At 71.4% G+C, this 21010-nt stretch carries 25 protein-coding genes; 6 read left to right on the top strand and 19 right to left on the bottom strand.

Annotation, left to right across the window (positions count from 1 at the left end; genetic code table 11):
* The first annotated feature begins 89 nt into the window (after window positions 1–89).
* The gene (locus AC1M14_RS16635) at window positions 90–905 is read left to right on the top strand and encodes an IclR family transcriptional regulator (protein WP_102771592.1); all 816 of its coding nucleotides are present in this window, start codon (window positions 90–92) and stop codon (window positions 903–905) included.
* A gap of 62 nt (window positions 906–967) precedes the next feature.
* Window positions 968–1426 carry a BPTD_2524 family lipoprotein gene (locus AC1M14_RS16630; protein WP_102771591.1) on the top strand — a complete coding sequence of 153 codons (459 nt, stop codon included), beginning with the start codon at window positions 968–970 and terminating at the stop codon, window positions 1424–1426.
* Window positions 1427–1435: 9 nt separating this feature from the next.
* Here the strand turns inward: AC1M14_RS16630 and AC1M14_RS16625 are convergent, their stop codons facing one another.
* Window positions 1436–1858 carry a PaaI family thioesterase gene (locus tag AC1M14_RS16625; RefSeq protein WP_102771590.1) on the bottom strand — a complete coding sequence of 141 codons (423 nt, stop codon included), beginning with the start codon at window positions 1856–1858 and terminating at the stop codon, window positions 1436–1438.
* A gap of 103 nt (window positions 1859–1961) precedes the next feature.
* Between AC1M14_RS16625 and dinB the strand changes: the two genes are divergently transcribed.
* Window positions 1962–3008 carry a DNA polymerase IV gene (gene dinB / locus AC1M14_RS16620; protein ID WP_479731814.1) on the top strand — a complete coding sequence of 349 codons (1047 nt, stop codon included), beginning with the start codon at window positions 1962–1964 and terminating at the stop codon, window positions 3006–3008.
* Between the two features lie 40 nt (window positions 3009–3048).
* Here dinB and AC1M14_RS16615 read toward each other — a convergent pair whose 3' ends face one another.
* The 18 genes from AC1M14_RS16615 to AC1M14_RS16530 all read right to left on the bottom strand — a co-directional run bounded on the left by AC1M14_RS16615 (window position 3049) and on the right by AC1M14_RS16530 (window position 18320).
* Complete coding sequence (locus AC1M14_RS16615) at window positions 3049–3510, bottom strand: GatB/YqeY domain-containing protein (protein WP_102771588.1); 462 nt, start codon at window positions 3508–3510, stop codon at window positions 3049–3051.
* 69 nt (window positions 3511–3579) lie between these two features.
* Window positions 3580–4803 carry a beta-ketoacyl-ACP synthase gene (locus AC1M14_RS16610; RefSeq protein WP_102771587.1) on the bottom strand — a complete coding sequence of 408 codons (1224 nt, stop codon included), beginning with the start codon at window positions 4801–4803 and terminating at the stop codon, window positions 3580–3582.
* Window positions 4803–5534, bottom strand: a complete 732-nt coding sequence (fabG, locus tag AC1M14_RS16605) for a 3-oxoacyl-ACP reductase FabG (protein WP_111825462.1) — start codon at window positions 5532–5534, stop codon at window positions 4803–4805. The genes AC1M14_RS16610 and fabG overlap by 1 nt, the downstream gene beginning before the upstream one ends.
* Window positions 5531–5986 carry a hotdog family protein gene (locus AC1M14_RS16600; RefSeq protein WP_102771585.1) on the bottom strand — a complete coding sequence of 152 codons (456 nt, stop codon included), beginning with the start codon at window positions 5984–5986 and terminating at the stop codon, window positions 5531–5533. The genes fabG and AC1M14_RS16600 overlap by 4 nt, the downstream gene beginning before the upstream one ends.
* Entirely contained in the window at window positions 5983–7182 is a 1200-nt protein-coding gene (locus tag AC1M14_RS16595; protein WP_479730065.1) for a beta-ketoacyl-ACP synthase, read from the bottom strand. The genes AC1M14_RS16600 and AC1M14_RS16595 overlap by 4 nt, the downstream gene beginning before the upstream one ends.
* Window positions 7179–7718 (bottom strand): hypothetical protein, encoded by a 540-nt coding sequence (locus AC1M14_RS16590; RefSeq protein ID WP_111825577.1) that lies wholly within the window; start codon window positions 7716–7718, stop codon window positions 7179–7181. The genes AC1M14_RS16595 and AC1M14_RS16590 overlap by 4 nt, the downstream gene beginning before the upstream one ends.
* The gene (locus tag AC1M14_RS16585; RefSeq protein ID WP_479730064.1) at window positions 7715–8959 is read right to left on the bottom strand and encodes an NAD(P)/FAD-dependent oxidoreductase; all 1245 of its coding nucleotides are present in this window, start codon (window positions 8957–8959) and stop codon (window positions 7715–7717) included. The genes AC1M14_RS16590 and AC1M14_RS16585 overlap by 4 nt, the downstream gene beginning before the upstream one ends.
* A gap of 13 nt (window positions 8960–8972) precedes the next feature.
* Window positions 8973–11300 (bottom strand): MMPL family transporter, encoded by a 2328-nt coding sequence (locus tag AC1M14_RS16580; RefSeq protein WP_479730063.1) that lies wholly within the window; start codon window positions 11298–11300, stop codon window positions 8973–8975.
* Window positions 11284–11892 carry an outer membrane lipoprotein carrier protein LolA gene (locus tag AC1M14_RS16575; protein ID WP_102771581.1) on the bottom strand — a complete coding sequence of 203 codons (609 nt, stop codon included), beginning with the start codon at window positions 11890–11892 and terminating at the stop codon, window positions 11284–11286. Before AC1M14_RS16575 ends, AC1M14_RS16580 begins: the two co-directional genes overlap by 17 nt.
* On the bottom strand, window positions 11889–12332 hold the full coding sequence (locus AC1M14_RS16570; protein WP_102771580.1) for an acyl-CoA thioesterase: 444 nt from the start codon (window positions 12330–12332) through the stop codon (window positions 11889–11891). Before AC1M14_RS16570 ends, AC1M14_RS16575 begins: the two co-directional genes overlap by 4 nt.
* The gene (locus tag AC1M14_RS16565; RefSeq protein ID WP_479730062.1) at window positions 12325–13248 is read right to left on the bottom strand and encodes an LpxL/LpxP family acyltransferase; all 924 of its coding nucleotides are present in this window, start codon (window positions 13246–13248) and stop codon (window positions 12325–12327) included. The genes AC1M14_RS16570 and AC1M14_RS16565 overlap by 8 nt, the downstream gene beginning before the upstream one ends.
* On the bottom strand, window positions 13245–13997 hold the full coding sequence (locus AC1M14_RS16560) for a glycosyltransferase family 2 protein (RefSeq protein WP_479730061.1): 753 nt from the start codon (window positions 13995–13997) through the stop codon (window positions 13245–13247). Before AC1M14_RS16560 ends, AC1M14_RS16565 begins: the two co-directional genes overlap by 4 nt.
* Complete coding sequence (locus tag AC1M14_RS16555; RefSeq protein ID WP_479730060.1) at window positions 13994–15673, bottom strand: ApeI family dehydratase; 1680 nt, start codon at window positions 15671–15673, stop codon at window positions 13994–13996. The genes AC1M14_RS16560 and AC1M14_RS16555 overlap by 4 nt, the downstream gene beginning before the upstream one ends.
* Window positions 15674–15676: 3 nt before the next feature.
* Entirely contained in the window at window positions 15677–16213 is a 537-nt protein-coding gene (locus AC1M14_RS16550; RefSeq protein WP_308810265.1) for a COG4648 family protein, read from the bottom strand.
* An 8-nt stretch (window positions 16214–16221) separates the two neighbouring features.
* Window positions 16222–16476 carry an acyl carrier protein gene (locus AC1M14_RS16545; protein WP_102771575.1) on the bottom strand — a complete coding sequence of 85 codons (255 nt, stop codon included), beginning with the start codon at window positions 16474–16476 and terminating at the stop codon, window positions 16222–16224.
* A 17-nt stretch (window positions 16477–16493) separates the two neighbouring features.
* Window positions 16494–16754, bottom strand: coding sequence for a phosphopantetheine-binding protein (locus tag AC1M14_RS16540; RefSeq protein WP_102771574.1), 261 nt, complete (start codon window positions 16752–16754; stop codon window positions 16494–16496).
* Window positions 16735–17616, bottom strand: a complete 882-nt coding sequence (locus tag AC1M14_RS16535; RefSeq protein ID WP_246842400.1) for a lysophospholipid acyltransferase family protein — start codon at window positions 17614–17616, stop codon at window positions 16735–16737. Before AC1M14_RS16535 ends, AC1M14_RS16540 begins: the two co-directional genes overlap by 20 nt.
* The gene (locus AC1M14_RS16530) at window positions 17592–18320 is read right to left on the bottom strand and encodes a beta-ketoacyl synthase chain length factor (RefSeq protein ID WP_102771573.1); all 729 of its coding nucleotides are present in this window, start codon (window positions 18318–18320) and stop codon (window positions 17592–17594) included. The genes AC1M14_RS16535 and AC1M14_RS16530 overlap by 25 nt, the downstream gene beginning before the upstream one ends.
* Before the next feature lie 110 nt (window positions 18321–18430).
* Here AC1M14_RS16530 and AC1M14_RS16525 point away from each other — a divergent pair, with 110 nt between their 5' ends.
* The 3 genes from AC1M14_RS16525 (at window position 18431) to AC1M14_RS16515 (ending at window position 20900) form a co-directional block, all read left to right on the top strand.
* Entirely contained in the window at window positions 18431–19099 is a 669-nt protein-coding gene (locus tag AC1M14_RS16525) for a 4'-phosphopantetheinyl transferase family protein (RefSeq protein ID WP_479730059.1), read from the top strand.
* A gap of 89 nt (window positions 19100–19188) precedes the next feature.
* Window positions 19189–20406, top strand: a complete 1218-nt coding sequence (gene hmpA / locus AC1M14_RS16520) for an NO-inducible flavohemoprotein (RefSeq protein ID WP_102771571.1) — start codon at window positions 19189–19191, stop codon at window positions 20404–20406.
* Window positions 20407–20462: 56 nt separating this feature from the next.
* Window positions 20463–20900 (top strand): Rrf2 family transcriptional regulator, encoded by a 438-nt coding sequence (locus AC1M14_RS16515; RefSeq protein ID WP_102771570.1) that lies wholly within the window; start codon window positions 20463–20465, stop codon window positions 20898–20900.
* The last annotated feature ends 110 nt before the right edge of the window (window positions 20901–21010 follow it).

Here is a 21010-nt window from a genome sequence, read left to right as displayed (position 1 = left end):
AATAAATGGAATTCAAATGTATTTATCGGTCGGATAGTTTGTATTTCGGCCGGCGATATACTGTCAATGCTCCGCAACCCTAGGCCCCTATGCACTCGAAAACGCCGCTTCACTACGAACTCGAATCCCGCGCCTCGCTCGAGGCGCACCCGCGTTTCGCCTCCACGCTGTCGAACGGGCTGGACGTGCTGAAGTGCTTTTCGGCGGCCGAGCCGCTGCTGGGCAACAAGGAGATTTCCGAGATGCTGGGGCTGACGCGCCCGACCGTATCGCGGCTGACGTTCACGCTGGTGGGGCTGGGCTATCTGCGGCGCGACGAGCGCACGGGCAAGTACTCACTGGGGCCGGCGGTGCTGACGCTGGGCTATCCGCTGCTGGTGCACCTGACCCTGCGCCAGCTGGCCGCGCACGACATGGTGGAACTGGCGCGCTACGCGCGCGGCCCGGTGTCGATGGCGATCCGAGACCGCCTGCAGGCGGTGTACGTGGAAACGGTGCAGGACGGCGCTTCCAACGCCTCGCGGCCGGACATCGGCTCGGCCCGCCCGCTGCTGCGCACCGCGACCGGACGCGCGCTGCTGTATGCCCAGACCGCGGCCGAGCGCGAGCTGATCTGCGGCCGGCTGGCCGAGGAATTCCCCGATGAGTGGGAGCGGTTCGGTCCGGCCCTGCCGGCGGCCTACGAGGAAATCGAGGAGCACGGCTTCTGCGTGGTCACCAAGGACTGGCGCGCCGAGCTCTGCGGCATCGCCACGCCGATGCGCTTTCGCTCCAACGACCTGCCGCTGGCCTTCAACGTGACCATCCCGGCCGACGGCCTGGACCGGCAGTACGTGTACGAAACGCTGGGCCCGCGCCTGCGCACCCTGGTCAAGAACCTCGAATACCGCATCGGCATCCTGTGACGCCCCGCGGCCGCGCCGGGCCGATATGCGGGATAATCGCGGGCACTGATCTGGAGATACACATGTACAGGAATCTGGCCGCGGCTGCGGCACTGGCCCTGGGCCTGGCGGGATGCTCGATGGGCATCTCGCAGGACGGTTCGTCGCCGCACAGCGAATTCAAGGCGCCGGTGGCATTCAAGGACGCCTATGCGGCGGCGATCCGCCAATCGCGCGATTGCCTGCGCAGCACCGACAACGCCTACCGCGTGGTGGCCGACATCGACGAGCCGGCGCAGTCCGGCGTGGTGCGCGTGCTGGCGCCCTACAGCGACAACGTGATGTCGCGGGTCGACCTGAAGGCGGCCGGCCCCAAGAGCACCGACGTGCGCGTCGCGATGTGGGGCCAGGGCACCTGGGACGCGGCGGCGATGCGCGCCATGCAGGACGCCGTCTATTACGGCCTGGTGTCGTGCAGCAGCTATATGCCGCTGGACCCGCGCCCGCAGGTCCAGCCCAAGCGCGACCTGCCCAGGGACTGAGCCGGCCGGTCAGTCGCCGCCCGGGCGGCGGCGGATGATGCGGAACGTGGCGGTGGCGCGCGCCACCAGTTCGCCGTCGGCGCGGCGCACGTCGCCTTCGCAGAAGGCGATGGAGGCGCCGCGGCGCAGGCAGCGCGCCTCGATCTTCAGGTCGCCCGTGCCGGGCGACAGGAACGAGGTGTTCATGTCGATGGTGGCCATGCCTTCTTCGCCGTCGGCCGAGCCGCGCGCGGCGGCGCTCAAGGTGAAGTCGAGCACGCTCATCAGCGTGCCGCCGTGTATGTCGCCGCGGCTGTTGGTGAGGTCGGCGCGCCAGGGCAGCGAGGTGCGGGCATAGCCCGGCTCGATGTGCTCGGGCACCAGGCCGACGAAATGCATGAAGGGAATGGTGAGGCCGAAGTAATCGGTTTGCGCGGTTGCGGGTGCGGTCATGGAACGGTGATGGCGGGATTGGATAGCGGGTCGCCGGTCATAATATATGCTTTTGCCACGGGATATCAGGGTGTCTGAGGGGCGCAAGATCGTGCATGTGGACATGGACGCGTTCTATGCGTCGGTGGAGCAGCGCGACAATCCGGAGTTGCGCGGCCGGCCGGTGGTGGTGGCCTGGACCGGGCCGCGCTCGGTGGTCTGCGCCGCCTCGTACGAGGCGCGCCGCTACGGCATCCATTCGGCCATGTCGGCGGCGCGCGCCGAGCGCCTCTGTCCGCACGCGGTCTACGTGCCGCCGGACTTCAACCGCTACCGCGAAGTGTCGCGCCAGGTGCGCCAGATCTTCGCGCGCCATACCGACCTGATCGAACCGCTGTCGCTGGACGAGGCCTACCTCGACGTGACCGTCAACAAGTGCGGCCTGCCTTCGGCCACCGAGGTCGCCCAGGTCATCCGCCGGCAGATCCGCGAGGAAACCGGCCTGACCGCCTCGGCCGGCGTGGCCCCCAACAAATTCCTGGCCAAGATCGCCTCCGACTGGAACAAGCCGGACGGCCTGTTCGTGGTGCCGCCGGCCAAGGTGCTGGCCTTCCTGGAGCCGCTGCCGGTGCGCAAGGTGCCGGGCGTGGGCAAGGTGACCCAGGCCCGCCTGGAGCAGCTGGGCATCCATACCGTGGGCGACCTGGCCACCCACGGCGCGCAGGAGCTGGAGCATTACTTCGGCCGCTACGGGCGGCGCCTGTACGAACTGGCGCGCGGCATCGACGAGCGCGCGGTGCAGACCGACGCGCCGCTGCAACAGGTCTCGGCCGAGACCACGTTCTCGCAGGACGTGCGCCTGGAGGCGCTGGGCGAGGCCATCGAGCGCATGGCGCAGAAGGTGTGGGACCAGGCGCTGAAAAAGGGCGCGCTGGGGCGCACCGTGGTGCTCAAGCTCAAGACCGACCGCTTCCGCATCCTGACGCGCAGCCAGACCAGCGCCTATCCGCCGGGGTCCGCGGCCGAGCTGGCCGCGGTGGCGCGGCTGCTGTGCGAAAGAGTGGAACTGCCGCCGCACACGCTGTACCGGCTGGCGGGGGTGGGAATGAGCAATTTCGCCGAACCGGGCGAGCAGGCGCGCCAGCCGGATCTGTTCGGCGGGGTGTTCTGATTCGGTGCACGGCGGCCCGCCGCCGGCGGGCCGCGCGGGATCAGCCCAGGCGGGCCTTCACCTGCTGCGACAGCGCGCTCATGTCGGCGCGGCCGGCCAGCGACTGCTTCAGCAGCGCCATGACCTTGCCCATCGCGGGCGCGCCCGTCACGCCCTGCGCGGCCACTTCGGCCAGCGCCGCGTCGATGGCGGCGGCGACTTCCTCGGGCGTGGCGGCCTGCGGCAGGAATTCCTGCAGCACGGCCAGTTCGGCCTTTTCCTGCTCGGCGGTCTCGGTGCGGCCGGCCTGCTCGAAGGCGGCGATGGATTCGCGGCGCTGCTTGACCTGTTTTTCGATGATGGCGGTGATTTCGGCGTCGCTCAGGTCGCGGCGCTCGTCCACTTCTTTCTGCTTGACGGCGGCCAGCAGGAAGCGCAGCGTGGCCAGGCGTTCGGTGGCCTTGGCGCGCATGGCTTCCTTGACGGAGTCGGAGAGGCGGGTCTTGAGCGTAGCAGTGCTCATGGGGGAACCTTTTGAGGTGTTGCGGCAAACGGCTAGTTTAATCTCCCGGCCGCCGCCGCGGCGGCCGTTTCAGCGCCAGCGGCGGAAGATCAGCGAGGTGTTGATGCCGCCGAAGGCGAAGTTGTTGTTCATGACATATTCGTTGCTCATGCGGCGGCCCTCGGTCAGATAGTCCAGCTCGCCGCAGCGCGGATCGACGTGGTCCAGGTTCAGCGTGGGCGCGTACCAGTCGCGGTTGAGCATTTCGATGCTGAACCAGGATTCCAGCACGCCGCAGGCGCCCAGGGTATGGCCCAGGTAGCTCTTCTGCGAGCTGATCGGCATGCGGCTGCCGAACAGGCTGTGGGTGGCCTGGGTTTCGGCGATGTCGCCCTGCTCGGTGGCGGTGCCGTGGCCGTTGACGTAGCCGATGGCCTGCGGCGCCAGGCCGGCGTCGGCCAGCGCCATTTCCATGGCCACGCGCATGGTGCGGGCCTCCGGGCGGGTGATGTGGGCGCCGTCCGAGTTGCTGCCGAAACCCACGATTTCCGCATGGATGCGCGCGCCGCGCGCCAGCGCGTGGTCCAGCGATTCCAGCACCAGCATGCCGGCGCCTTCGCCGATCACCAGGCCGTCACGGTCGCGGTCGTAGGGGCGAGGGGTGAGGCCGGGCGTATCGTTCTTCTGGCTGGTGGCGTAGAGCGCGTCGAACACCAGCGCCTCGCTGGCGCAGAGCTCTTCGGCGCCGCCGGCCAGCATCAATTCCTGGCGTCCGTAGCGTACGGCCTCGTAGGCGTAGCCGATGCCCTGGCTGCCCGAGGTGCAGGCGCTGGACGTGGGGATGATGCGGCCCTTGAGTTCGAAAAAGATGCCGACGTTGGCCGCCGTGGTGTGCGGCATCATGCGCACGTAGGAATTGGCGTTCAGGTCGTCGGTGACGCCGTTGAGCAGCATATTGCCGAAGGCGCGGATTTCCGCCGTGCTGCCGATGGACGAGCCGCAGGCCACGCCCATGCGGCCGTCCTTGATGGCGGGGTCGTCCAGCAGCGCCGCGTCGGCCAGGGCCAGCTCGGCGGCGCGCACCGCCAGCTGCGAGACGCGGCCCATGCTGCGCAGCTGCTTGCGGGTCCAGTGCGCCGGCGGGCGGAAATCCTCGATGGGCCCGGCCAGCCGGGTATTCAGTTCCGCGTAGCGCGACCATTCCGGCATGCAGCGGATGGCGCTGCGGCGCGCTTCCATCGCCGCGCGCACGCCGGCCCAGTCCGAACCCAGCGCGCTGATGCCGGCCATGCCGGTGACGACCACCCGCTTCATCAGCACAGCCCTCCGTTGACGCCGATGACCTGGCGCGTGATGTAGGCCGCGCCCGGCGACATCAGGAAGGCGACGGCGGCGGCCACTTCCTCGGGCCTTCCCATGCGCTGCGCCGGCACGGCCTTGAGGATCTCGTCGACCGGCACGTGCTCGTCCAGCATGTCGGTGTCGATCAGCCCGGGCGCCACGCAGTTCACGGTGATCTGGCGCTTGGCCAGCTCCACCGCCAGCGCCTTGGCCGCGCCGATCAGGCCGGCCTTGGAGGCGCTGTAATTGACCTGGCCGCGGTTGCCCACCACGCCGGAGACGGAGGCGATGCAGACGATGCGGCCCGGCGCGCGGCGGCGGATCATGGGCATGGCCAGCGGACCCAGCACGTTGTAGAAGCCGTCCAGGTTGGTGCGCAGCACCTCGTCCCAGTCGTCGCCGGTCAGGGCGGGAAAGGCGCCGTCGCGCGTCAGGCCGGCGTTGAGCACCACGCCGTAGTAGGCGCCGTGGGCGTCGACGTCGGCCTGCAGCGCGGCCGCGCATTGCTGGCGGTCGGCGACGTCGAACTGCAGCACGCGGGCCTGGCGGCCGCGCGCCTGGACTTCGGCCTGCACGGCCTCGGCCTGGCCGCGCTGCCGGCGGCAGTGCAGCACCAGATCGTGGCCGGCGTCGGCCAGGGCCAGCGCGATCGCGCGGCCGATGCCGCGGCTCGAACCGGTGACGAGGATGGGGGCTGCGCTCATTCGGGTGACTCTTCCTGGATAAAGGCGTTGGGGTCCTGCGGCTGGTAGACGTTCAGCCTGGCCTGCGCCAGCAGGCGCGCGCCGTCGTGCAGTTCGCATTCGAACACGCTGATGCCGCTGGCGTCGGCCAGGCCGCGGCGCACCTGGACCGTCAGGCGCGCGCCGGCCGGCAGGGCGTCGGCATGGCTTTCGTAGCGCCGCGTGCCCAGCAGAAAGCCCAGCTTGACGGGCTGGCCGGCCTCGCGCGCGCGGCAGCCGGCCCAGGCGCCCACGGCCTGGGCCATCAGCTCCATGCCCAGCCAGGGCGGCAGCGAACCGTCCGCCAGGCTATAGGGCCCGGGCTTGACGACGGCCAGCGCGCACAGGCTGTCCGCATCATAGCTGCGGATCTCGTCTATCAATATCATGTCGCCGGCGTGCGGCAGCAGGCTGGCGATGGGCCACGGGATCATGGCTGCGCTCCGAGGATCAGGCTGACGTTGTTGCCGCCGAACGCGAACGAATTGCTCATGGCCACGCGCGGGCGGCCCGGCGCGTAGCGGTGCGCCGGCGTGCTGAATTCCAGCGCCGGCAGCTGCGGGTCGGGCACGCCGTCCCAGACGTGGGGAATCAGGCGCGCGCCGGCATTGGAGGCCGACAGCGTGGCCCAGGCCAGCGCCGCCTCCAGCGCGCCGGCCGCGCCCAGGGCATGGCCGGTCAGCGCCTTGGTCGAACAGCACGGCACGCCCTGCGGGAACACGGCGTGCATGGCGTGGCTTTCCATCGCGTCGTTGTGCGGCGTGCCGGTGCCGTGCAGGTTGACCCAGCCGACGCTGGCCGCGTCCAGGCCGGCCGAGGCCAGGGCGGCCTGCATGGCCTGGCGCGCGCCGGCCCCGGTCGGCTCCGGCGCCGACATGTGCCAGGCGTCGGAACTGGCGCCTCCGCCGAGCAGGGCCACGCCGTCGGACCCGGCCGCGTCGCGCGCCATCAGGAACAGCGCGCCGGCTTCGCCGATGTTGATGCCGCGGCGGTTGGCCGAGAACGGCAGGCACAGGCCGTCGTCGATGGCGCCGAGCGCGGCGAACCCGTTGATGGTCAGCCGGCACAGCGTGTCCGCGCCGCCGCACACCACGGCGTCGCACAGGTCCAGTTCGAGCAGGCGGCGGGCCGACAGCAGGGCGCGCGCGCCCGAGGTGCAGGCCGTCGACAGCGTATAGGCCGGTCCGCTGACGCCCAGCCAGTCGGCGAAGAACGACGCAGGCGAGGACAGGGCCTGGCGGCGGTAGTCGTAGTCGGCCGGCCAGGCGCCGTGCGCGGCCAGGTGGCCGAAGGCGGGCGCGTTGTCGTTCACGCCCGAGGTGCTGGTGCCCAGCACCACGGCCACGCGGCCCGGCCCGTAACGCGCCACGGCGCCGCGCAATTGCGCTTCGATCTGCAGGGCCGCGGCCAGCAGCAACTGGTTGTTGCGGCTGCGGTGATGCGCCGGCAGGGCGTCGGGAATGGCAGGCAGCTCGCCGTCGTAGCCGCCCAGGGTCAGGGCGCGTCCGCGCACCCAGCCGGTGCGCGCGCGCATGCCGGACGTGTCGCCGGCCAGCGCGGCCGCGGCCACGGCGTCTATGCCCGCGCCCAGCGCGCAGACCACGCCGGGCTTGCCCAACCACGCGTTCATGGCTGCTCCTTCAGCGGCGAGATCCGCCAGTTCGTGCCGTCGGCGTCGACGATGGTGAAATCGCCGGCCCGGGCGGCGTCGGGCCAGCGCACGCTCCAGCGCGCGCGCCCCTGTTCCAGCAGGTCGCGCTGCAGCGCCGCGCCCGTGCGGCGCGCCTGCCAGCGGCCCGGACCATAGGCGGCGTCCAGCTCGGCCTCGGGCGTCCAGGCGAACATCAGCGCGGCGAACAGGTCGCGCGCCTGGGGGTTGGGGCGCAGGAAGCCGTCGTTGCGCCACTGGCCATGTTCGAGCATCTGGCGGGCCTGCGGCACGCCCACCAGGTCGAACAGCGACCAGCGCAGCGCGGCGCCTTCGCGTTGCACCACCAGCATCGCGTCCTGCGGCGGCTGGCCGGGCGCGGCCTGCACCACGTGCAGCTGCCGGGGCAGCGCGAACGCCGCCGTGCGCGCCGGCAGGGGCGGGGCGCCGGCGCAGCCGGCCAGCGCGGCCGCCAGCCAGGCCGCGCCGATGCAGCGGGCGAGCCTCGTTATCGTCATGCGGCCTCCGGCGGCGCGTCGCTGCCGCGGCACAGTTCGCTCAGCATGCGCAGGCGGCGCTGCGGGCTGGCGACGAAGGGGTTGGACAGATCCCAGGCGTAGCCCGCCAGGATCGAACTGATCATGCGGCGGATCTCGGGTTGCGCGTGTTCGTAGAAAACCACGTCCTGGAATTCGCCGCTGTACCAGCCCTGCACGTAGGCGCGGAACGTCTCTACGCCCACCATGAGCGGGTCGGCGAACGCCGTCTGCCAATCGACCTGCGCGCCGCCCAGCTGGCGGTGCAGCGCGTCGGCGGCCAGCTTGGACGAGCGCAGCGCGATGGTCACGCCCGATGAAAACACCGGGTCCAGGAATTCCGCGGCATTGCCCAGCAGCGCGTAGCCGGGGCCATGCAGCCGGCGCACGCTGGCCGAATAGCCGCCGATGGCGCCGGCCGGCGTGTCCCAGACGGCGTGCTTCAGGATGCGTTCCAGGTTGGGCGCGGCGCGCGCCATCGCGCGCAGGACGGCCATCGGATCGGCATCGGCGCCGCCGAACCGTTCCTCGCCGCCCACCACGCCGAACGAGCTGCGGCCGTTGGAGAACGGGATCAGCCAGTACCAGATGCCGCGTTCCTCGGGATGCACGCTGATCAGGATTTTCTCGCGGTCGAAGCCGGGGTCGTCGATGCGGTCCTCGATGTGGGTGTAGATGGCCTTGCGCGGCGGCATCGACGAGGGGATTTCCAGGTCCAGCAGGCGCGCCAGCACCCGCCCGTAGCCGCTGGCGTCGAGCACGAAGCGGGCCTGCACGCGGTAGCTGGCGCCGTCGGCGCCGCGCACCGCCAGCGTCGGCTCGCCATCGAAGTCGGCCGCGGTCACTTCCTGCCGGTAGCGCAACTCCACGCCCTGGCGCACCGCCTCGTCGGCCAGCACCTGGTCGAAGCGCGCGCGCTGCACCTGGAAGGTGGTGCCCGGACCAGGGGTGAACTTGTCGCGGAAGTCGAAATAGCTGTAGCGCTCGCCGCAGGCGAAGGCCGCGCCGTTCTTGACCTGGAAGCCCGCGGCCCGGACCGCCGGCAGCATGCCCGCTTCCTCCACGAATTCCAGGCAATGGGCCAGCAGGCTTTCGCCGATGGAAAAGCGCGGAAACTGCTGGCGCTCCAGCACCAGCACGTCATGCCCCTGCCGCTTGAGCAGCGCCGCGGCGACCGCGCCGGCCGGGCCCGCGCCGATGATCACGACTTCGCGTTGTTCCATCTCCGACCTTCTCCTATTCAGTTTGCGGCGCGGCCGGCCGGACCCAGGGCGCCCACAGCAGCGAGAAGGCCACGCCCAGCGCCACCGCCAGCCCGAAGTTGGCCAGCGCCGGGGTGCGGCTGAAGGCCAGCAGCCCGAAGGACAGCAGGGTGGTGGACGCGCTCAGCGCGATGCCGACGAGGCTGGCGGGCGCGCCCGCGATGCGCTCGTACATGAAGATCGCGTAATCCACCCCGATGGCCGACACCAACAGCAGCCCGAACAGGCTGAACAGCGTGAGCGGCTGGCCCAGGTAGCCCAGCGCGGCCAGGCTGCATGCCGTGGCGGCGACCGGCACGGTCAGGATACGCCAGGCGGCCGCGCGCCCCAGCGTCAGCAGCAGCAGGGCGGCGGCCACGGCGTAGGACAGCAGCTTGAGTTCGGCGGCCTCGATGCGGGTGTCGGCGAACATGCGGTTCAGTTCGCCGCTGCGGTCCACCAGCGTCGCGCCCGGCACGGTTTCGGCGATGCCGGCGAGCGCGGCGGCGTCGCGCAGGCCCAGCAGGGTCACCATGCCCGCGACCTGCCCATCGCGCTCGCCCAGCCACAGGCCGCGCCAGCGTTCGGCCTGCTGGCCTTGCAGCGCCGCGGCGATGGTGACGGGCGGCAGGGCGGCGAGCGACCGCAGTTCCTCCTGCAAGGCTTCATAGGGAATGCCCAGGGCCGTAAGCGGGGCCCAGCGTTCGGGCTGCGCGGCCGCCGCGGCCAGGCTGCGGCCCAGCGCCTGCTGTTCGGCCACGGGCGCGACCAGCTGGCTCAAGGCGTTGTAGGCGGCGAGGTCGCCGCGTTCGACCAGGGCGTCCAGCGCCCGCGCCACGCGCGCCTGCCGGCGCAGCAGCTCGTCGGCGTCGGGCGCGCGCAGCAGGAAGAACTGGCTGGTCGGCACGAAGCCGGTGATCTCGCCGATCTGGCGCGCCTGCTGCAGCAGCGGCGCGGGCAGGCTCAGCCACTGCCGCAGGTCGTCCTGGACGCCGAGCCGGGCGATGCCGCCGGCGGCGCCCGCGGCCAGCGCGAGCGCGCCTATCCAGAACGCGCCGCGGCGGGCGTGCAGGCGTTCACGCGCATCCAGCGCCGCGGTCGACAGGCGCAGCAGCGGCTGCCAGGGACGCGGACGCCAGCCCTCCATCCAGGCCGGCAGCTGGCACACCGTGCAGGCGTAGGCGCCCAGCAGGCCGGCCGCCGAAAACACCGCCGTCTGCGTGAGCGCCGGAAACGGCGTGAACGCCAGCGCCACATAGCCCACCAGGGTGGCGGCCAGGCTGATGGTCAGCCCCGGCAGCACGCGCCGCAGCGCGGGCCAGCTGCGCCAGTCGGCCATGCCGTAGCTCTTGCCCAGCCAGTGCAGCGGAAAATCCACCGCCACCCCGATCAGGCTGGCGCCGATGACCAGGGTGAGCAGATGAATGGAGCCGAACACCGCCACGCAGGCCACCGCGCCGGTCACCAGGCCCACGGCCACCGGCGCGAAGGCCAGCAGGGCGCGCGCGCGGCGCAGCGCCAGCAGCAGCACCGCGACGATGCCCAGCGTGGCGCCGGCGCCGATCCAGCTGCTTTCGGCCACGGCCTGCGCGCGGCCCGCGGCCGCGTACAGCGGGCCGCCGGCCACCAGCAGTTCGGCGCCTTCGGCGTCCAGCACCTTGCGGTCCTGCTCCAGCTGCGCCGCGATGCGCTGGGGCGTGGCCGAGTCGAAGGCGTCGTCGCGGGTTTCGGCGCGCACCAGGATCCAGCGCCTGCCCGCATGCTCGGCCTGCAGGGTGCCGCTGCGTATGTCGTACTGCACCGCGCCGCCCGGATGCAGGGATTCCTCGGCGCGGCGGGTCAGGCCGAGCCAGTCCTGGTCCGCCGGCACCAGCCCCGAGGACGAGAACGGATCCGACAGTTCGCGCGCGCGGCGCGCGGCGTAGGCGGCGGGATCGGTCTGCAGCTGGCGCCGGTCGGCCGCCGGCGGCATGGCCAGCCGGCCGGCCAGAAGCTGCCGGCGCAGCGCCGCCAGGTCCACGTCCAGCTCCACCTGCACGCGCGAAAACAGGCCACTGTCGGTCCAGCGCTGCGCCAGCCGGCGCGCGGGCGCGGCGGGGTCGGCGCCGGCCGACACCAGCGCGATCAGCTGGCGCGACAGCGGCTCCTGGATGCGGGCCTCGGCAAGCTGGCGCGTGGCGTCGCTGCCGGCGCGCGGCACCAGCTCCATCAGGTCGGCCGACACCGGCCAGCCGTTGCGGCACAGCCAGGCGCCCAGGCAGAGGACCAGCAGCAGCCCCAGCTTGAACAGCCGGGGCAGCCAGCGTTCAATCGGCAAACGCACGTTGCTCCTCGGCGGTGAGGGCCTGGGCGGCGGCCGCGTCCTGCATCTGCAGCACAGTGCGGTCGCCCTGCGTCTCGCGCAGTTCGATGCGCTGGACCAGCGCCGCGCCGTCGATCCGGATGCCGTCGAAGATCTGGCGCAGCAGCGCCGACCTGGGCGTGAGCACGAGCCGCCAGGCCTGGGCCGTGCCGCTGAGCGCAAGATCGAAGTTCTCGCGCAGGCCGCTGGTGTCGCCCGCCAGCACGGACAGGAACAGCTGGTTTTCGTGGCTGGCGCCTGCGCGCTGCGGCAGGGCCTGCCATTTGCCGTCGTCGCCGCGGCGCGAGATGCCGCGCGCGTCGATGCGCAGGTCCTGGGCCACGGGGGTGCGCAGCAGCCACAGCAGCCCCTTGCCGGCGGCCAGCGTGAAGTCGCCGCGGCTGGTGAGCGGCTGCGGCAGCGAGCGCAGGAATTTCTGCTGCACGAAGTGGCCGCGCACCACGGGCGCGGCGCGCAGCTGCGCCTGCAGGTCGGCCAGTTCGAAGGCCTGCGCGCTCCAGGACGGCAGGGCCAGCGCCAGCAGCGCGGCGCGCAGCAGGACGCGCCGCTTCATGCCGGCGCTTCCATGGCTTGCAGGCGGCGCCGCACGGCCTCGGTCAGCGCGGCCGGCGAGGCCAGCTGCATTTCGCCGGTCTCGATGCGGACCGCGACCTGCTCGGTGCTGGCCCGGGTCAGGCGCTGGCCGGTCTGCGCGTCCAGGATCAGGTAATGGATCTTCAAGCGATGCTCCCATTCCACCAGTTCGGCTCGCACGACCAGGCGCTGGCCGAACTGCGCCGGCTGCGCATAGCGCAGGTGCAGGTCGATCACGGGCCAGGCATAGCCGCTGGCCCGCATGGCGCAGTAGTTATAGCCCAGCGCGTCGAGCAGCTCGCAGCGCGCCTGTTCCAGGTACTTCACATAGTGGCCGTGCCAGACCACGTGGATCGAGTCGACGTCGAAGAATGGCACCCGGATTTCGACTTCAGCGCTGATCACGCCTCTTTTACGCATCGTCTTTCCAGAAAGGGTAGAAGTTGAACCATTGCAGCGGCGCCTGGCGGCAGTGCGCGGCCAGTCGGTCGGCGTAGCCCTGGGCCAGTTCCGCGATGCGCGCCTGGCGCGTGGCCCGCGTCCATTGCACGCGCTCGCGCAGGCGCTCCAGGCTCACGCGGTAGCGCGCGCCGTGGCGCGTGCAGAACAGCAGGTTGACCGGGCAGCCCAGCAGGCCGGCCAGCAGCCAGGGGCCCTGGGGCAGCAGGGCGGTGTCGCCCAGGAACTGCACCGGCGTGGTGCGGTCGCCCCGCAGCGGCACCCGGTCGCCGGCGATGGCCAGCCACTCGCCGCGCTCCAGCCGTTCGGCCAGGTCCAGCATGACGCCGGCGTCCAGCTCGCTGACCTGGATCATGCGCAGGCCGCCGCCGGCCTCGCCGAGCAGGCGGTTGAAGCGCGCCGCGTGCTTGTCGTGGATCAGCACGTTGAGCTTGAGCGTGCCCGCCTGTTGCGCCAGCGCGCGGCAGATTTCGATATTGCCCAGGTGCGAGCCGACCAGGATCTGGCCGCGGCCCCGGCCCATCTGCGCGTGCAGGCCGTCGGGATCGGCGATGTCCAGGCTGGCCGGCGTGATGCGGCCGCGCCAGGCGTCGAACTTGTCCAGGATGGCGTGCGCGAAGGCGAGGTACTGGCGGTAGACCGGCAGCGTGCGCGGCAGCGGCGCAGCCAGGCCGCCCGCCTGCGTCAGCCTGCGCTGGTAGGCGGCGATGGCGCGGCGCGCGCGGGCGCCGGAGACGTAGAAATACAGCACCACCAGCCAGACCACCGGCGCGATGGCGCGCCGGCCCAGCCTGCGCGCGGCCCAGACCGTCAGGCGCATAAGCGCCAGGCTGCCGCGTTCGGGCTGCTCGGCCCAGTGTCCGTCGGCCGCGCTCATGTCCGCGCTCCTCGCGCCAGCCGGCGCCACAGCAGCGCCGGCGCGCGCACCAGCATGCCGAAGAACAGGCGCGCGTGCATGCGGCTGATCAGCGCGTTGTCGCGCACGCCCTTGAAATGCGAGACGCCGTCTCGCGGGTAGGCCACGCGCGTCGGCAGCCAGATCATGCGCGCGCCGCGCCAGTGCAGCCGGACCAGCACCGCGATGTCGAAATCCATGCGCTGGCCGACCCGCGCGCCGTCGATCACCGGCAGCGCCAGCGACAGGGGATAGACGCGGAATCCGCACATGGCGTCGGGAATGTCGGCCGACAGCGTATTGATCCAGACCCAGACGCGGGTCAGCCAGCGGCCGTACAGGCGGCTGCGCGGCACGTCGTCGCCATATACCGGCCGGCCGCAGACCAGGGCTTGCGGATGCTCGCGCGAGGCGCGCGCGAACGCAGCGGCGTCCGCCAGGGCATGCTGCCCGTCGGCGTCGACCTGCAGCGCATGGGTGTAGCCCAGCGCCGCCGCCGCCCGCAGCCCGTCCTGCACCGCCGCGCCCTTGCCGCCGTTGGCCGGGCGCCGCAGCAGATGCGTGCCGGGCCGCGCGGCCAGCGCGTCCAGCACCGCGGCGCAGCCGGGCTCGGAGCCGTCGTCCACCAGCACGCAGGGCAGGCCTTGCGCGGCCAGTTGCGCCTGCACGGCGCCGACGGTGGCGCCGTGGTTGTACACGGGGATGAGCGCGCACAGGCGATAGCCGCTCATGGCGCGCCGTCCTCCAGGATGCGGCCCGACGAGCAGGGCTGGCCGTCCACCGTGTAGGCGAAATGCAGCTTGCGTTTGGCGGCGTCCCATTTCAGCGTCAGCGTCGCCGGGTCGCCGGGCCGGAGCAGGCGCTGGAACTTCAGGACCTCCATGCCCCCAAAGCGCAGGCCGGGCCGCAGGTCGCGCCGGGCCAGCGACATGGCCCAGCCGATCTGCGCCACGCCCGGCACCACCGGCACGGCCGGGAAGTGGCCGCTGAAATGGATCAGGTCGCAGGGGATCTCCATGGCGTAGCGGCGTTCGCCGTCGGCCCCGGCGGGCAGCGCCACGGCCTGCGGCGCCAGCGGGCGCGGGCCGGCCGCGGCCTCGAAATCCTGCGGCAGCAGCTTGCCCTGCGCGTTGCAGGGCAGTTGCGTCATCAGGCGCCAGGCGCGCGGGATGGCCAGCGATTCGAAGCCGGCGGCCAGGTGCGCGCGCAGCTCGGCCAGGAGCGCCTTGCGCCCGCCGTTGCGCAGGGCGTGCAGGCCCCGGGCCGACAGCGCGACCAGCGCGACCAGCCGCGGCGCGCCGGCCAGCGTGCCCAGGCGCGCCTGCGCGACATAGCGGTGCTGCGCCAGCGCCTGCTCCAGCATGGGCAGCGAGATGCGCTTTTCTTCGATCTTGACGATGCGGTCCAGGCGGCCGAGCAGCCGGAATCCGCGTCCGCTCAGTTCGACGGCGTCGGCGGTCTGTTCCTCGGCCGCGCCGACCCAGGGCGACTGCACGCGCAGCGCGCCCTCGGCGTTGCGGCTCACGGCCACGCCGGGCAGCGGCCGCCAGTCCTGCGCGCCTTCGCGCCAGGCCACGGCGCCGGTTTCGGTGCTGCCGTAGATCTCGACGGGCCGCAGCCCGAGGTTGCGCGCGATGTGGTCGGACGCGTCGGCCGGCAGTTCGCCGCCGGCGGAATCGATGCGCAGCAGCCGCCCGCGCAACGCCGCCCAGTCCAGCCGCTGGCCCAGGCGGCGCAGCAGCGCCGGGCTGGCGATCCAGGCGAACTCGGGGTGGCGCAGGCTGGCGCGCTGCAGGTCTTCGGGATAGATGCGCTGAAACCTGTCCAGCAGCCGGCCCGCGCACAGCGGCCACAGCACCCGGAAGGGCAGGCCGTACATATGCTGGGCCGATACGCTGCCCAGCACGGGCGCGCGCATGCCGGGCCATTGCCGTTCCAGCGCGTCGACCTCGTCCATCAGTTGCCGCCAGGTCTTGGCGATGTGCTTGGACTGGCCGCTGGAGCCGGAGGTGCACAGCACCAGGCCCAGCGCGGGATCGAGTTCGGCGGGCGCCAGCGGCGTGCCCCGCAGGTCCGCCAGCCGCCATTGCCGCGGCGCCGGCAGCGGCACGGGCGCGTCGACGAGCCAGCCGTCCACGGTGCAATCCAGCGCCGCGCAGGTATGCGGCTGGACGTCGCCCGGCAGCACGGCCGTCGCGCCGGCCCGCCAGCAGGCCAGCAGCGCGACCGCCAGCATGGCCGCGTCTTCGAACCACAGCGCCACGCGGCGCAGCCGCAGCGTCTGCAGCGCGCCGGCCGCCGACAGGCAGGCCTGCGCGAAATCGGCGCGCGTGAGCAGCGGCTCGTCGGCGACCGCCAGCGCGGGCGCGCCCGGCTGCAGGAGTTGCGTCAGCGGCGTCCAGGACATGGCTCAGGCCGCTTTGGCCGCGGCCGGACGCAGCAGCCACTCGCCGGCCAGCAGCAGCCCCATCAGCCCGTAGCTGATGGCGCCGTTATAGGCCAGCCACCAGTCCCACGGCGCCCAGGCGGCCAGGGCCGCGGCGGTGGCGCCGTTCAGGACGAAGAAGGCGCACCACACCAGCGTGACCTTGCGCGTGTAGCGCACGCCGGCCGGCGGCAGGTCGGGATGGCGCAGGCGCGCCAGCCGTTCGATCACCGGCGGGCCGAATTTCAGGCTGGCGCCGAAGACTGCCAGCATCATGGCGTTGACCATGACCGGATACCAGCGCAGGCCGGCTTGCGAATCCGTGGCGGCCAGGACCAGGCAGAACACGACCGCGACGGCCGGCAGCGCGCGCGAGCCGGGCTGCGCCGCGCCCGCGGTCAGGCCGCGCGCCAGCCACAGCAGCGCCAGCGGCAGCGCGATCCAGGCCGTGCTCACGCGTCCCAGCGCCGCATAGACGGCGAAGGGATACGCGATGCCGGCCACGGTCAGCGCGGCTGCCACGCCCCGTCTCATGCGGCCGGGTCCTGCTTCTGCCACATGGCTTCGACCACGTCCTCGATGGTGCGCACCGCACGGAAGTCGTTGGCGTCGAGCTTGCGGCCGGTCTGGCGGCGCACCTGGTCGATCAGATCGATGGCGTCGATGCTGTCGATTTCCAGGTCGGTGTACAGGTTCGCCGCGGGCGTGATGCGTTCCGGTTCGATCTCGAACAGTTCGATCAGCACGCTGCGCAGCGTATCGAAGATTTCTTCGCGGGTTTGCATCGTGGACTCCGTCTGCATTAGTCGTGGCGCTGGGCGTTCACGAAGGCTGCCAGCGTGGCGATGCTGGTGAAATGTTCGCGCATGTTCCGGGTTTCGGGATCGATGGTGATGCCGTAGCGCTTCTGCAGGGCCAGGCCCAGCTCCAGCGCGTCCACGGAGTCCAGCCCCAGGCCGTCGCCGAACAGCTGGGCGTCGCTGTCGATATCCTCGGGCGTGATGTCCTCCAGCCCCAGGGATTCGATGACGAAGGTTTTCAGTTCAAGTTCCAGTTGATTCATCCAGCTTGGACTCCGGGTTCGCCGCGATGGGCGATGGTTGGTTCGGCGCAGCGCGGGCGGGCGCGGCGCGCGCCAGCTCGGCTTCGAAATAGGCATGCAGGTAATCGTTCATCCGGCGTCCGGCGATGGGCAGCGGATGCGCGGCCAGCCAGGCGGCGGGATCGACGTCCTCGCCGACGTGGATGACATAGCGCATCCGGCTGGGCGGAATCCGGTACCAGGGCTCGCCCTTGGTCAGGCTGCGCGGATTCATGCTGATCACCACGGGCGTCACCACGCGCGCGCCGCGCAGCGCGATGGCGCAGGCGCCGCGATGAAAGCGCGGCGACGAATCGCGCGGCGTGCGGGTGCCTTCGGGAAAGACGATCAGCGTCTCGCCGTTGCGCAGCACCTCGGCGGCGCGGTCGAACATGTCGAAGCTCTCGTCGTTGGTGATGTAGCCGCAGCCGGCGATCGGCCCGCGCGTGAACGGGTTGGACGCCAGGCCGTGCTTGACGATGCAGTTGGCGTTGTCGACGTGGCCGACCAGGAACACCACGTCCAGCAGCGAGGGATGATTGGCCAGGATCATCTGCCCCGGCTGCCCCAGGCGCTCGGCGCCGCGGAAATCGATGGTCAGGATGCCGGTGCGCACCATGAAGCGGATGAAGATGCGGAACGTCCAGCTCAGGGTCCGGCGCGCCCGGCGCTGGCGCTCGCGCAGCCCGCCCGGCAGCAGGCGCTGCGCCGGGAACACCAGCACGCGCAGCAGCACGCCGCCCACGCCGAACAGCGTGAACGCCATGCCCGTGGCGACGAGCCGCCAGAGCCACCAGTCCTGCCGCGGCGCCGAGGTCGTCATGCCGCCCGCGTCCAGGTCCACTGGCGCGCGCGGTTCGCGTGCCGCCAGGCATCGCCGCCCAGGCACAGTTGGCGCAGCAGGTTCAGGGGATTGGGCCACAGCTGCGGCGGCGTACAGGCCGGCTCGGCCGGGCGCGGCGCCATGGCCAGCGTCCAGTCGGCGCCGGGGCGCAGGTGCAGGGCGACGGCGTAGGAATACGGCACGTCCTGCACCCAGGGAGAGTAGGGCGCCGGCGGCGATTCTTCGGCCAGCACCACCAGCACGTCGTCGTGGCCCTGGCCGAACAGCATGGCGGCTTCGACGATGGCGTGCTCCAGGCCGTCGTCCTCCACCGACAGGGCCACCGATTCGGCGGTTTCGCGGCGTATGATCGACCACTGGGCGGCGATGGCGTTGTGCACCGACAGGCCGAACGCCGTGGGCGAGAGCGGTTCGCCGGCGGCCAGCGCCTGCAGCAGCCCGAAGTTGCGGCTGGTCTCGCCGTGGCGCGAGGCGTAGACCAGCGGCATGCCGGGTCGGGCCTGGGCCATCGGCCACGCGCAGTCGAACACCCCGCGGGCCAGTGCGCTCAGGCGGCGGCGCTGCAGGGCGGGCAAGAAGTCCAGCCGGGCCGCATCCTGATTTCCGACGGGGCAGAACGGGTGTCGCGCCCAATCCAGCCAGCCTTCGGGGCTATCGATGCCAGGCGCCCAACCTCGCCATTGCGCGATCGAAAACGTCAACATAGCGCGCGATTCTACTACGGTGCTTTTGGCTGATTTTGATGAAAAAAGTTACCTGGGGCGCATCTTGTTGCGCGCTCTTCCGACCCTTTTAATGCAGGTTACCTTTTAACTTGGATACCCCTGAAATCCTGCTCTGGTGGGCCGACGGCCACGCCGCGCAAGCCTATTCGGAGGACCGGCTCTCGGCCGGCGACGCGGCGCGCGCGCGCACCGTGCGCGGGCCCCGGGCGCAGGCCGACTGGCGCGCCAGCCGCGCCCTGCTGCAGGACGTGCGCACGGCGCTGGCCGAAGGCGCAACCACCTCGCTCAGCCATAGCGCCGGCCATGCGCTGTGCGCCTCGGGGCCGGCGGGGCTGCCGCTGGGCGCCGACCTGGAGCGGATACGTCCCCGCGACGTGCCGCGCCTGGCGCGATGGGTCTGCGCGCCGCGGGAACAGGCCGCGCTGGCGCGCCTGGACGACGCCGCGCGGCTGGAACGCTTCTACCTGCTATGGACGCTCAAGGAAGCCTTCGTGAAGGCGGCGCGGCTGGATTTTCCGGCGGACATGGCCGCGGTCGGCCTGGCGGGCGATCCGGACGCGGACTGGGCCGGATGGCGGCTGCGGGCGCCGCCGGGAGCGTGGCGGGCGGCGGCTTACCGCCTGGGCGGGGATTGGGTGGCGTCGGCGGTCTGGCGCGCCGCGGCCGGGACGCCGGCGCGTCCCGCGTGGCGCGCTGCAACCAATTGTGTGTTGCCGCCGGTTGCGATTTTGGGCGAGTGGGAGGTGTCGGCGGGCTGAAGCGGATGCGGGTTTACCATTAAATTGTTAAAGATGTATTATGAATATATGTTTAACGGCGAACCCGATCGCACCACAAGGAGCAGTAGATGTTGAGTCCCGAAATCCGCGCCCTGGTCAAGAGCACCGCCCCCGTCCTGAAGACGCATGGCGTTGCGCTGACCCGGCATTTTTATGCCCGCATGTTCCAGCACAACCCTGAGCTCAAGCAGGTCTTCAACCAGGGCCATCAGGAAGGCGGTCAACAGCAGCAGGCGCTGGCCGGCGCGGTCGCGGCGTATGCCGAACACATCGACGATCCTTCGGTGCTGATGCCGGTGGTGACGCGCATCGTGCACAAGCACGTGAGCCTGGGCATCCGCCCCGAGCACTACCCCATCGTGGGCAAGCACCTGCTGGCCTCGATCCGCGAAGTGCTGGGCGAGGCGGCCACCGACGAACTGGTGGACGCCTGGGCCGCGGCCTACGGCCAGTTGGCCGATCTGCTGATCGCCGAAGAGGCGCGGCTGTACGGCGAATCGGCCGCCAAGCCCGGCGGCTGGACCGGCTGGCGCGGGTTCCGCGTGGTCGGCAAGCAGCGTGAAAGCGCCGAGATCACCTCCTTCTACCTGGCGCCTGCCGACGGCGGCAAGGTGCCCCCGTACCAGCCCGGCCAATACGTTTCGGTGCGTCTATACGTGCCCGAACTGGGCCTGATGCAGCCGCGCCAGTACAGCCTGTCCGACGCGCCCGGCCAGGACCGCCTGCGCATCTCGGTCAAGCGCGAAACCGGCAGCGCACAGGCGCCGGCCGGCCGCGTCTCCAACGCCCTGCACGACCGCCTGCAGGAGGGCGACGTGCTGGACGTGGCGCCGCCGCAGGGCGATTTCCATCTGCGTCCCGAAGGCAACGCGCCCGTGGTGCTGCTGAGCGGCGGCGTGGGCCTGACGCCCATGGTGTCCATCCTGAACCACCTGGTGGGCCTGAACGACGACCGCCAGATCCGCTTCGTGCACGGCTGCCGCAACGGCTCGGTGCACGCCATGAAAGAGCACGTCAACAGCATCGCCGCCGAGCGTCCCAACGTGCGCAAGGCCGTGTTCTACGAGGAAGTCGGCAACGGCGACCAGCGCGGCCGCGACTACGACCACGCCGGCCGCGTGGACCTGCTCGCCATCCAGGACGACGCCATCGTGCCGGGCGCCGACTACTACCTGTGCGGCCCCGCCGGCTTCATGCGCGCGCAGCGCCAGGCCCTGACCAGCCTGGGCGTGCCCGAAGACCGCATCCATGCCGAGGCCTTCGGCAGCGGCGGCGCGCCGGCCTGAGCGGTGTATCCTGGCGGCCTGTCTCCCCGGCCGCCGGGGACCTTCCCGACCTTGCCATGCAACTGACCCGATTCACCGACTTCGGCCTGCGCGTGCTGATGTACCTGACGCAATGCCGCGACCGGCCTACCGCCGTCACCATCCCGGAGATCGCCGACCGCTTCAGCCTGTCGCGCAATCACCTGGTCAAGGTGGCGCACTTCATGGCGCAGCGCGGATGGATCGACACCTCGCGCGGCAAGGGCGGCGGCCTGCGCCTGGCGCGCCCGGCCGCCGAGTACCGGCTGGGCGACCTGATCCGCGAGCTGGAGCAGCAGGGCCCGCTGATCGACTGCCGCGAGCCGCCTTGCGCGCTGGACGGCGTCTGCCATCTTTCCGGCGTGCTGGCGCGCACGCTGCAGGCCTTCTACGACGCGCTCAACGGCTACACGCTGGCCGACCTGGTGCGCGATCCGACCGCCGCCGCCATCATCCGCCTGCACCGCGCCGCCTGAGGCGCGCATTCCCTTCTGTGCATTCCCTTTTGTTATGGACCCTGCGGCATTTGGCATTTGCCGCAGGCGCCGCGCGCGCCCGAGAATAGGCGATTCCCAGTCATTTGGAT

Source organism: Achromobacter sp. SX5 (genome assembly GCF_056711425.1).
Note: the sequence above shows the minus strand (reverse complement) of the source record. Positions and strands in the feature narration are given on the sequence as shown.

What these genes read in the sequence shown, in the direction of transcription:
- AC1M14_RS16600 (WP_102771585.1), bottom strand. Translation starts at nt 5,986, where the DNA reads ATGATCCCGTGGCCCATCGCCAGCCTGCTGCCGCACGCCGGCGACATG.
- AC1M14_RS16615 (WP_102771588.1), bottom strand. Translation starts at nt 3,510, where the DNA reads ATGAGCACTGCTACGCTCAAGACCCGCCTCTCCGACTCCGTCAAGGAA.
- AC1M14_RS16530 (WP_102771573.1), bottom strand. Translation starts at nt 18,320, where the DNA reads ATGTTGACGTTTTCGATCGCGCAATGGCGAGGTTGGGCGCCTGGCATC.
- AC1M14_RS16590 (WP_111825577.1), bottom strand. Translation starts at nt 7,718, where the DNA reads ATGACGATAACGAGGCTCGCCCGCTGCATCGGCGCGGCCTGGCTGGCG.
- fabG (WP_111825462.1), bottom strand. Translation starts at nt 5,534, where the DNA reads ATGAGCGCAGCCCCCATCCTCGTCACCGGTTCGAGCCGCGGCATCGGC.
- AC1M14_RS16610 (WP_102771587.1), bottom strand. Translation starts at nt 4,803, where the DNA reads ATGAAGCGGGTGGTCGTCACCGGCATGGCCGGCATCAGCGCGCTGGGT.
- AC1M14_RS16545 (WP_102771575.1), bottom strand. Translation starts at nt 16,476, where the DNA reads ATGCAAACCCGCGAAGAAATCTTCGATACGCTGCGCAGCGTGCTGATC.
- AC1M14_RS16585 (WP_479730064.1), bottom strand. Translation starts at nt 8,959, where the DNA reads ATGGAACAACGCGAAGTCGTGATCATCGGCGCGGGCCCGGCCGGCGCG.
- AC1M14_RS16595 (WP_479730065.1), bottom strand. Translation starts at nt 7,182, where the DNA reads ATGAACGCGTGGTTGGGCAAGCCCGGCGTGGTCTGCGCGCTGGGCGCG.
- AC1M14_RS16570 (WP_102771580.1), bottom strand. Translation starts at nt 12,332, where the DNA reads ATGCGTAAAAGAGGCGTGATCAGCGCTGAAGTCGAAATCCGGGTGCCA.
- dinB (WP_479731814.1), top strand. Translation starts at nt 1,962, where the DNA reads ATGGACGCGTTCTATGCGTCGGTGGAGCAGCGCGACAATCCGGAGTTG.
- AC1M14_RS16555 (WP_479730060.1), bottom strand. Translation starts at nt 15,673, where the DNA reads ATGTCCTGGACGCCGCTGACGCAACTCCTGCAGCCGGGCGCGCCCGCG.
- hmpA (WP_102771571.1), top strand. Translation starts at nt 19,189, where the DNA reads ATGTTGAGTCCCGAAATCCGCGCCCTGGTCAAGAGCACCGCCCCCGTC.
- AC1M14_RS16635 (WP_102771592.1), top strand. Translation starts at nt 90, where the DNA reads ATGCACTCGAAAACGCCGCTTCACTACGAACTCGAATCCCGCGCCTCG.
- AC1M14_RS16540 (WP_102771574.1), bottom strand. Translation starts at nt 16,754, where the DNA reads ATGAATCAACTGGAACTTGAACTGAAAACCTTCGTCATCGAATCCCTG.
- AC1M14_RS16560 (WP_479730061.1), bottom strand. Translation starts at nt 13,997, where the DNA reads ATGAGCGGCTATCGCCTGTGCGCGCTCATCCCCGTGTACAACCACGGC.
- AC1M14_RS16630 (WP_102771591.1), top strand. Translation starts at nt 968, where the DNA reads ATGTACAGGAATCTGGCCGCGGCTGCGGCACTGGCCCTGGGCCTGGCG.
- AC1M14_RS16575 (WP_102771581.1), bottom strand. Translation starts at nt 11,892, where the DNA reads ATGAAGCGGCGCGTCCTGCTGCGCGCCGCGCTGCTGGCGCTGGCCCTG.
- AC1M14_RS16515 (WP_102771570.1), top strand. Translation starts at nt 20,463, where the DNA reads ATGCAACTGACCCGATTCACCGACTTCGGCCTGCGCGTGCTGATGTAC.
- AC1M14_RS16565 (WP_479730062.1), bottom strand. Translation starts at nt 13,248, where the DNA reads ATGAGCGCGGCCGACGGACACTGGGCCGAGCAGCCCGAACGCGGCAGC.
- AC1M14_RS16625 (WP_102771590.1), bottom strand. Translation starts at nt 1,858, where the DNA reads ATGACCGCACCCGCAACCGCGCAAACCGATTACTTCGGCCTCACCATT.